Source organism: Pseudomonas sp. GXM4, assembly GCF_008923895.1.
In the GTDB taxonomy this organism is placed as follows: Bacteria; Pseudomonadota; Gammaproteobacteria; order Pseudomonadales; family Pseudomonadaceae; genus Aquipseudomonas; species Aquipseudomonas atacamensis.
Genome location: NZ_WBRZ01000233.1, coordinates 1 through 8,554, shown reverse-complemented (window position 1 = coordinate 8,554; position 8,554 = coordinate 1). Strand labels below are relative to the sequence as shown.

Here is an 8,554-nt window from a genome sequence, read left to right as displayed (position 1 = left end):
ATGCGTCCGGCACCTTCAACACCACTGTTCAGCAAGCCGCGTGGAGCCGCATGACTCAGGCTGGCGCGCAGATGATGAACTGGTTCTCGGTGGCCTGTGAGCTGCACCGCGACTGGCGCAACGACATCGAAGGCCTGGGCAATCTGCTGTCGCAGCGCATTCCCAACTACCGCAACCTGATGAACAGCTACTCGGCGCTGACGCAGCAGAAGTAAGCGTTAAATCCAAAGCGAAAGCCTGCCTCGAAAGCAGGCTTTTTGCGTTTTCTACAGAACGCCGTTCGTCCATTGTCGGGCACTTGTCACGCAAGGGCATTTCACACGTTCAGGTACCTATCGCTGAACACCTCGGAGAACGACATGGACATTGATGAAAACGCACCGGGCAACCAGTCGCAACAAGCCGTGACGCGCACCACCGACAACGAGACCGGGCACGATCCCAAGCGCGAAAACCCCGAGGTGCCTTTGCCGCCGGACGATGAGGCGCCTGTAGAAGAAGACATGTCGGATGTGGATGCGGCCAATTCGGTTTCGACGGAGCATCCGCCGTCACGCTGACCGTGCTGTTTGAAGGGGAACGCTCCCTGTGATGGTCAACCCGGACAGTTCCCTCTCCTCGGGGAGAGGGCTAGGGTGAGGGGCTTTCCCTGGCACCCTGATGCAGTTCAGTCACCGACATCGTGAAAACCAGTTTCGCTCGCCCATGGTTGGCATACCCATGCGCCACATCGGTCCGCGCCACCGCCGAACACCCAGGCCCGACAATCAGCTCGGCATCGCCAACGTGCAAATGCAACGTGCCTTTCTCGACATGAAACAACTCGGTGGTGCCGTTCGGGTGACCGGCTGAAGCAAATGACTCGCCGGGAAACAATTCCCAGCGCCACAACTCGAGCATGTTCGGGCCGCTGGTGCCGGCCAGCAGGCGCGCCGATCCGCCCAGTTCACCGGTCCATAGCGTGGGGATGTCATCACTGTCGATCAGATGCGCCGCCGGAGTGTCGGCGACATTGACGAAGTCCGCCACGGACAAGCCCAGCGCCGCGGCGATTTTGCACAATGTCGCGATGCTTGGGTTGGCCGAGCCTTTCTCGATCTCGACCACCATGCCTTTGCTCACGCCCGAGCGTCGGGACAGTTCGTCGAGGGTGATGCCCTGTTGTTTGCGCGCCTGTTTGAGCGTGCGCGACACCGCCGCGCTGACGGTCTCGACGTCGGCGCCGGCTTCGGTCGATATATTGACTTTCTTGGTCATTGATCGCTAGCATCGTTTGAAATTCGGGTATGAGGGGGATTCTGGGATGCTGTCTGTCGTGCCGTCAATCGATCCGGCTGTTGCGCAACTCGCGCCGGGCTTCAGAGCGCTGAGTATTGTCGTGCAAGCGGCGCCGATTACTCAGGCATACGTGGCCGGTGAAGCACTGGCCAAAGCCTGTCAGATCGTCGCCAACGGTGGCCCGTCATGGGCGCCCGCGCACTTGCAGGCCTGGGCGGACGTGTTTCGCCAGTTCGGTGCCAAGCCGCAGCGCACGCCTTGCTCGGCCGAGGCTCTGCGCAAACGGGTGTTGCGCGACGGCGAGTTGCCGAGCATCGATCCGGTGGTTGATCTGTACAACGCCATCAGCCTCGAATACGCGATTCCGGTCGGCGGCGAGAATGCGCAAGCCTACATAGGCTCACCGCGTCTGGTCGTCGCCGATGGCAGTGAACCGTTCGACACGATGAAAGAAGGTCTGCCCGCGCATGAGTTTCCGGACGCCGGCGAAGTGGTCTGGCGCGATGACCAAGGCGTGACCTGCCGGCGCTGGAACTGGCGCCAAGGCGTGCGAACCCGCCTCGATGCGCAGGCGCAGCACATGTGGTTCATCCTCGAAAGCCTGCCGGCCATGCCGCTGGAAGCGCTGACCGAGGCTGGCGACAAGCTCATCGAAGGCCTGCAGCAAATGATGCCCGGCGCCGAGATCGAAAGCATGTTGATCGGGCCGGGAGCGCGTTAGGTTGGATATGAGTGCCAGCCCGTTTCGTCAGCGGCACCGCGATTCCCTGTGGGAGCCTGCTCGAGAAGGCGGCACATTCAACATCTTTGCCGGCTGATCCACCGCTTTCGCGAGCAAGCTCGCTGCCACAGTTTTCCGTGTTGACCAATGATTTGGTGGTGCTACAACCTCTGTGGGAGCGGGCTTGCCCGCGAAGACGGCGGCACATTCAACCTCTTTGCCGGCTGACCCAGCGCTTTCGCGAGCAAGCTCGCTCCCACAATGTTCCGTGTTGACCAGTGATCTGGCGGTGCCACAACCCCCTGTGGGAGCGGGCTTGCCCGCGAATGCGGCGGTACATTCAACATCATGTTCGCCTGACCCAGCTTTCGCGAGCAGGCTCGCTGCCACAGATTGACTCCTGGTCTCAATAAGGGCTCGCGGTTGGGCGGACGATCAGTTCGCTGACGTCCACGTCCGCCGGTTGTTCGACGGCATACGCAATCGCGCGGGCGATGGCTTCGGCGGGGATGGCGATCTTGCGGAATGACTTCATCTCTTCGCGGCCGCCTTCATCGGAAATGCTCTCGGCCAGTTCCGATTCGGTCACGCCCGGTGCGATGACGGTGACGCGAATATCGCCGCCCACCTCCTGACGCAAGCCTTCGGAAATCGCCCGTACGGCGTATTTGGTCGCGCAGTACACCGCCGCAGTAGGGCTCACCGCGTAAGCACCGATCGAGGCGATGTTGATGATCTGCCCGGCGCGCTGGCGCTGCATCAACGGCAGGCTGGCGGCTATGCCGTGGAGTACGCCACGGATGTTGACGTCGATCATGCGGTTCCACTCATCGACCTTCAGCGCGTCCAGCCGCGACAACGGCATGACCCCGGCGTTGTTGACCAGCACATCGACACGGCCGTAATGCTCCACGGCAAAATCGACGAAGCGCTGCACATCCTGCTGATCGGTGACGTCCAGTGCGCGGAACTGCGCGTGGCCACCGGCGCTATTGATCTCTTCGGCAATCACTGCCAGACGCTCGGTGCGCCGTGCACCCAACACCACTTTGGCGCCACGTTCGGCGAGCAGGCGTGCGGTGGCTTCGCCGATGCCGCTGCTGGCGCCGGTAATCACGATCACTTTGTCTTGAATGTTCAGCATGATGTCGTCCTCTTCTGTGTGCCCGTGAGTGGGCTTGGAAGAAGATTAAGTGCGGCGGCTCATGGGCTATTAATCGATTCCTCCACGGGATTTGCCCAATTCTGCTGCATCGCTTTTCGACAGGTTTCAGGCCCCGCGTGGCGCATCGCGGTAGGCACTAGGCGTGACGCCAACTTCGCGGCGGAACACCTGGGAAAAATGGCTGGGGCTGGAATAGCCAACCTCCAGGCCGATGTCGATCACGCTGCCTACGGTCTCCAGCAACAGATGACGCGCGCGGCTCATGCGCAGGCGGATGAAGTATTGCGAGGGCGATAAACCGGTGGCGCGCTTGAAGGTGCGGCTGAAGTGGTAGTCGCTCAGCCCGGCGATGGCGGCCAAATGACTGAGGCTGAAATCCTCCGCCAGATGCGCATTCATGGCTTCGATCACCCGGCGCAGTTTGTAGGCGGGCAGGGCGTTGTCGCGGCGCGGGTTGCTGTCCGGGTCGAGGTAATGACGCAGCAGATGGATCGCCAACGCCTGAGCCAGGCTGTGCACCAGCAGTGCGCTGGGTTGGCGCTGTTCGGTCAGTTCGATGCGCAGTTGCTCAAGGATGAAGCTGACCTGCTCGTCACGCGCACCGGACACATCGACAAACGTCACTGCACCGGCCTGTTCGCCGAACGCTTCGCGCGCCGCTTGTTCGATCAGGCCCAGACCTAGGTAGAGGTGCATGACTTCGAATACCTCACAGCCTTCGGTCTGCCAGCGCATTTCATAAGGTTCGCGGGTGTTGGTCAGGAAGAAGTCGCCCGCCGTGACCTGGCTCGCCTGCCATTCTCCACCCAACGAACGTTCTTCGACCCGGGCAGTGCCGGCCAATACCAGCACCAGCAGCGGTTCGGCCACGCATGGCACGCGGATCGGCTCAAGCAGAGTCTGATGGCGGAACAATTGCACCACTGCATCCTTGATCTGCGGCCGCGGCGTGGTCGTTTCCGCAATACCGGGCAGATGCTCCGGCATGGCTTCGGCGGCGATGCGCGCTGGCTGGTTGATTGTCGGTGTAGCGGGGCTGGCAGGGGGCACAGGACGCTCCATCAAAAGCTTCGGCTGTGAATGATTTTGCAGGTTAGGGCGGGCGGGCAGGAAATTCCAGCGCAAAACTCCGACAGTCCCGGCAATCGCCCGAAAGCCCGGCGGCGGACAGTGCGCGACAGTGAAGCCGTGTTTACGACCGCGCCATCAGGCGCAACACCGATTCGCTATCGAGGAGTTAAAACCATGACTGATTTCAACCACACCCTGCCCCAAGAAGTCGCCGGTAAAGTTGCACTGGTCACTGGCGCGGCCAGTGGCATCGGCAAGGCGATTGCGCTGATGCTGCACGCTCGCGGCGCCAAGGTGATTGCCGAAGACCTCAACCCGGCTGTCGAAGCACTGGCTCGTCCCGATCTGGTGCCGCTGGTGGCGGACATCACCGAGGACGGCGCCGCCGAACGCGCAGTCGGCCTTGCCGTCGAGCAGTTCGGGCGCCTGGATATTCTGGTCAACAACGCCGGGATCATCATCAACAAAGCCGTGATCGACATGAGCCGCGACGACTGGGAAAAGATCCAGGCAGTGAATGCCACGGCCGCCTTCCTGCACTGCCGCGAAGCGGTCAAGGCGATGATCCCGAACAAGTCCGGCGCGATCGTCAATATCGCTTCCTATGCGTCGTACTTTGCCTTTCCGACCATTGCCGCCTACACCGCTTCCAAAGGCGCGCTGGCACAGTTGACCCGCACGCTGGCCCTTGAAGTCATTGAACACGGCATTCGCGTCAATGCCATCGGCGTCGGCGATGTGGTGACCAATATCCTCAATGACGTGGTCGAGGACGGCCCGGGCTTCCTCGCGCAGCACGGCGAAGCGGCGCCGATCGGTCGGGCGGCGCAGCCGGAAGAGATCGCCGAGATCGTGACCTTTCTGGCCTCCGACCGCGCCAGTTTCATGGTCGGCTCGGTGGTCATGGCCGATGGCGGCATGACGGTAACGGCGGGTTGATAGGGTGTGAGAAGCCATGGGCGCGTGTGATAACGCGCCCATGGCTTTACTACGATCACGAGCACGCAGAATCAGGCAAATCTGCAGCATCTTTGAACTAGTCGCCGCTGAGTAAAACTGGCTAATCTTCCTCCGCAGTTGACCCACCTTCGTCTGCTTTCGAGGCCCTTTGCATGGATAACCACGACGCTTCCATCCTCCACGATACGGCGGTGTATCGCGCCGAACTGGTGCGCTTGCTGACTCAGCGCTTCGATGCGCCGGGCACCTACGAGACTGCGATTGCGCCGCTGCACGTGATCCGTCTCGATGGCCCGTCCGAGCTGATTCACGTTGTGCACCGGCCAGCGCTGTGCCTGATCGTGCAGGGGCGCAAGGAAGTCGGGCTGGGTGACGAACGCTTCCTCTACGACCCGCTGAATTATCTGGTGGTGTCGGTGACATTGCCGGTGTCGGGACGGGTGATCGAAGCCTCGCCCGAGGCGCCGTATTTTTGCGTACGGCTGGATTTCGATCCGGCGCAACTGACGCAACTGATAGCCGAATCGCCGCTGACCGGCATGCCACAGGACGCCGGTCGCGGGATGTTTCTCGACAAGATCGACGTGACCCTGCTCGACACCATGCTGCGTCTGGTGCGCCTGCTGGATAACCCGCGCGACATCGGCATGCTCGCACCGATGGTGTTGCGTGAGCTGTATTACCGCCTGCTGCGCGGCCAGCACGGGCATCTGCTGTATGAAATCGCCGTCAGCGATTCGCAGACCCATCGGGTCACGCGGGCCATCGACTGGCTGAACAAGAATTTCACTGAACCGCTGCGCATCGACGCGCTGGCGCAGGTGGCCAATCTAAGCAATTCGGCGCTGCATCACCGCTTCAAAGCCGTCACCGCCATGAGCCCGCTGCAATATCAAAAACAGCTGCGCCTGCAAGAGGCGCGGCGGCTGATCATCAATGAAGGGCTGGACGTCTCGAGCGCCTGCTACCGCGTCGGCTACGAAAGCGCTTCGCAGTTCAGCCGCGAATACAACCGCCAGTTCGGCTGCCCGCCGTCCAAGGAACTTAGCCGCCTGCGTCAGACCGGTTGATTACCGCGCGGGTCCTGCCCATTGCTCACGAAACCCCAGCAGAAAATCCACAAACGCCCGCACCCGTTGCGGCACATAGCGGCCGTGCGGGTAGAGCAGGGTGTAGGGGCGCGAACGTCCGGCGTACGGTTGCAGCACTTCAATCAGGCGACCATCGGCGAGTTCCTGCTCGACGATGAAACGGTAAGTCTGAAACAGCCCGGCGCCGTGCTTGGCCAGCGTCACACCGCCGAGCACATCGTCGGAACAGGAATAGCCACCGTCGGAAATCACTTCCAGGTCCCGGCCGTTTTCCTGAAACAGCCAGGAAATCCGCCGCCCGCTGCTGGGCAATTCGAACTGGATGCACTCATGCGCGATGAGATCGTCCAGCGTCTGCGGCGTGCCGGCTCTATGCAGATATTCGGGGGCGGCGACCACCACCAGGGCGGCGTCTTCCAGCAAGCGCGCGATCAGCGTCGAGTCCGGTTGTGCGCGCACGCGTATCGCCAGGTCGTAGCCCTCTTCAACGAAGTCGATATTGCGATTGCCCAAATGCACGTCGACCGTGACCTCGGGGTACAACGCGCGAAATTTCGGTAGCAGCGGCAGGATGCGGTGATGCCCGTAGGTGGTCGGCAGGCTGATGCGCAGTCGACCCGATGGCGAAGTCTGCGCGCCCATGACTTCCTGCTGCGCTTCAACCAGTTGCGTCAGGGCCTGGCTGCATTGTTCGAAGAAGCTGCGGCCGGCGTCGGTGAGGCGGATGCTGCGCGTGGTGCGCGCGAACAGTCGCGAACCCAGGCGTTGCTCCAGACGCAGAATCGACCGGCTCACCGCAGCGGGCGTGACCCCGGCCAGTTGCGCGGCGGCGGTGAAGCTGCCGGCTTCGGCGGCCAGGCAGAACAGTTCGATACTGCCTAACTGCAAATCTTCAAAATGGCGTTTCATTGTGGCTCGCACCGAGGATCGACGGACGTTCATCCTCTGTGTACCACAACCAACGACGCCGCCGGTATCCACCGGCGGCGTTGCAGGGTTTCGATCAATGGCCGGCGCTCTGGCCACCGTCGACATGCAGGATCTCGCCAGTGACGAAATTTGCACCGTCGAGGTAGAGGATCGCTTGCACGATGTCGTCGATTTCCCCCATGTGGCCGACCGGGTGCAGGCTGCCCAGCGCCTGATGGGTTTCCTCAGCGTGCATCGGCGTTTTGATGATGCCCGGCGAGACGGCGTTGACCCGAATCCCGCGCTTGGCGTACTCGATCGCCAAGGATTTGGTCGCGGCGTTGATGCCGCCCTTGGTCAGCGACGCCAATACCGAAGGCACGCCATCGATTGCATGATCGACCAGGCTGGTGGTGACGCTGACGACGTGGCCGCTGCCGTGTTTTTCCATCTCGGCGATGGCCAGTTGCGAGATGTAGAAGAAGCCGCTCATGTTGGTCGCCACGACCTGGGCATAGTCCGCCTGGCTGTAAGCGGTGAACGGCTTGGCCAGAAAGATCCCGGCATTGTTGACCAGCGTATCGACGCGACCGAAGCGGGCGACAGCGGCGCGAATCACGCGCTCGGCGGTTTGCGGATCGGCAATGTCGCCGGCGACGGTCAGGACATCCGGGTCGCTCGACTCTTTGATCGAGCGCGAGGTAGCGACCACTTGATGGCCAAGGGCGCGAAAGCCTTCGACCAGACCTGCACCAATGCCTTGCGAGGCGCCGGTGATGACAACTACTTTTTTCGATGTGCTCATGATGATTTCCTCTGTCGCTGGCCCGTCAGGATGGCGGGTGGCTGTTGGAGGAGACTTTAGGAAGTTGCGCGGAGTTGATAAATGGGGGCTGAGGTACATCATTTGTACTGTGGTGTATCTAATCAGAGCGGGCCTCGAATGATTGTCCCGTTTCAGTGGACGGTGAAACGCTTTTCAGCCGATTTATCCCTTTGCTGTGCGTCAGTAATCTGTACCCAACTTGAACGCAACAACAAAACTCCAAACTTGAAAAGGGACGCACACCATGACCACTCCAACCTACAACCGCCTGAACAAAGACGACGCTATCGTGCTGCTGGTTGACCACCAGACCGGTCTGATCTCGCTGGTGCAGGACTTCTCGCCGAACGAGTTCAAGAACAACGTGCTGGCGCTGGCGGATCTGGCCAAGTTCTTCGACCTGCCGACCATCCTCACCACCAGCTTCGAACAAGGCCCGAACGGCCCGCTGGTGCCGGAGCTGAAAGAGATGTTCCCGGACGCGCCGTACATCGCTCGCCCAGGTCAGATCAACGCTTGGGACAACGAAGATT

Annotated in this window: 11 protein-coding genes; 6 read left to right on the top strand and 5 right to left on the bottom strand. The window is 61.4% G+C overall.

The features are described 5' to 3' along the window. Both F8N49_RS22020 and F8N49_RS22015 read left to right on the top strand, forming a co-directional pair. On the top strand, positions 1–215 hold a 215-nt coding region (locus tag F8N49_RS22020; protein WP_151550742.1), incomplete at its 5' end, for a hypothetical protein. Between the two features lie 144 nt (positions 216–359). After that, on the top strand, positions 360–560 hold the full coding sequence (locus F8N49_RS22015; RefSeq protein WP_016774226.1) for a hypothetical protein: 201 nt from the start codon (positions 360–362) through the stop codon (positions 558–560). Positions 561–630: 70 nt separating this feature from the next. Here the strand turns inward: F8N49_RS22015 and F8N49_RS22010 are convergent, their stop codons facing one another. Further along, on the bottom strand, positions 631–1,257 hold the full coding sequence (locus F8N49_RS22010) for a helix-turn-helix domain-containing protein (RefSeq protein ID WP_122750652.1): 627 nt from the start codon (positions 1,255–1,257) through the stop codon (positions 631–633). Between the two features lie 46 nt (positions 1,258–1,303). On the opposite strand from F8N49_RS22010, the gene F8N49_RS22005 reads away from it, so the two are divergent. After that, entirely contained in the window at positions 1,304–1,999 is a 696-nt protein-coding gene (locus F8N49_RS22005; protein ID WP_071171865.1) for a B3/4 domain-containing protein, read from the top strand. 406 nt (positions 2,000–2,405) lie between these two features. Here the strand turns inward: F8N49_RS22005 and F8N49_RS21995 are convergent, their stop codons facing one another. Next, positions 2,406–3,143, bottom strand: coding sequence for an SDR family oxidoreductase (locus F8N49_RS21995; protein WP_071171866.1), 738 nt, complete (start codon positions 3,141–3,143; stop codon positions 2,406–2,408). 126 nt (positions 3,144–3,269) lie between these two features. Further along, the gene (locus F8N49_RS21990; protein WP_151552550.1) at positions 3,270–4,151 is read right to left on the bottom strand and encodes an AraC family transcriptional regulator; all 882 of its coding nucleotides are present in this window, start codon (positions 4,149–4,151) and stop codon (positions 3,270–3,272) included. A 258-nt stretch (positions 4,152–4,409) separates the two neighbouring features. On the opposite strand from F8N49_RS21990, the gene F8N49_RS21985 reads away from it, so the two are divergent. Together F8N49_RS21985 and F8N49_RS21980 are read left to right on the top strand one after the other, a co-directional pair. Beyond that, a complete protein-coding gene (locus F8N49_RS21985) occupies positions 4,410–5,174 on the top strand; it encodes an SDR family NAD(P)-dependent oxidoreductase (RefSeq protein ID WP_056784713.1) in 765 nt (254 codons plus the stop codon). Positions 5,175–5,347: 173 nt separating this feature from the next. Further along, entirely contained in the window at positions 5,348–6,265 is a 918-nt protein-coding gene (locus F8N49_RS21980) for an AraC family transcriptional regulator (RefSeq protein ID WP_095179591.1), read from the top strand. Here F8N49_RS21980 and F8N49_RS21975 read toward each other — a convergent pair whose 3' ends face one another. Further along, positions 6,266–7,195 (bottom strand): LysR family transcriptional regulator, encoded by a 930-nt coding sequence (locus tag F8N49_RS21975; protein WP_122699049.1) that lies wholly within the window; start codon positions 7,193–7,195, stop codon positions 6,266–6,268. It abuts the gene before it with no gap. 94 nt (positions 7,196–7,289) lie between these two features. Next, the gene (locus F8N49_RS21970) at positions 7,290–8,000 is read right to left on the bottom strand and encodes an SDR family NAD(P)-dependent oxidoreductase (RefSeq protein WP_016774234.1); all 711 of its coding nucleotides are present in this window, start codon (positions 7,998–8,000) and stop codon (positions 7,290–7,292) included. A 265-nt stretch (positions 8,001–8,265) separates the two neighbouring features. Between F8N49_RS21970 and F8N49_RS21965 the strand changes: the two genes are divergently transcribed. Continuing rightward, on the top strand, positions 8,266–8,554 hold a 289-nt coding region (locus F8N49_RS21965), incomplete at its 3' end, for a hypothetical protein (RefSeq protein WP_178117046.1).

Coding starts and splice junctions, on each gene's coding strand:
- F8N49_RS22015 (WP_016774226.1), top strand. CDS start 360: ATGGACATTGATGAAAACGCACCGGGCAACCAGTCGCAACAAGCCGTG.
- F8N49_RS22010 (WP_122750652.1), bottom strand. CDS start 1,257: ATGACCAAGAAAGTCAATATATCGACCGAAGCCGGCGCCGACGTCGAG.
- F8N49_RS22005 (WP_071171865.1), top strand. CDS start 1,304: ATGCTGTCTGTCGTGCCGTCAATCGATCCGGCTGTTGCGCAACTCGCG.
- F8N49_RS21995 (WP_071171866.1), bottom strand. CDS start 3,143: ATGCTGAACATTCAAGACAAAGTGATCGTGATTACCGGCGCCAGCAGC.
- F8N49_RS21990 (WP_151552550.1), bottom strand. CDS start 4,151: ATGCCGGAGCATCTGCCCGGTATTGCGGAAACGACCACGCCGCGGCCG.
- F8N49_RS21985 (WP_056784713.1), top strand. CDS start 4,410: ATGACTGATTTCAACCACACCCTGCCCCAAGAAGTCGCCGGTAAAGTT.
- F8N49_RS21980 (WP_095179591.1), top strand. CDS start 5,348: ATGGATAACCACGACGCTTCCATCCTCCACGATACGGCGGTGTATCGC.
- F8N49_RS21975 (WP_122699049.1), bottom strand. CDS start 7,195: ATGAAACGCCATTTTGAAGATTTGCAGTTAGGCAGTATCGAACTGTTC.
- F8N49_RS21970 (WP_016774234.1), bottom strand. CDS start 8,000: ATGAGCACATCGAAAAAAGTAGTTGTCATCACCGGCGCCTCGCAAGGC.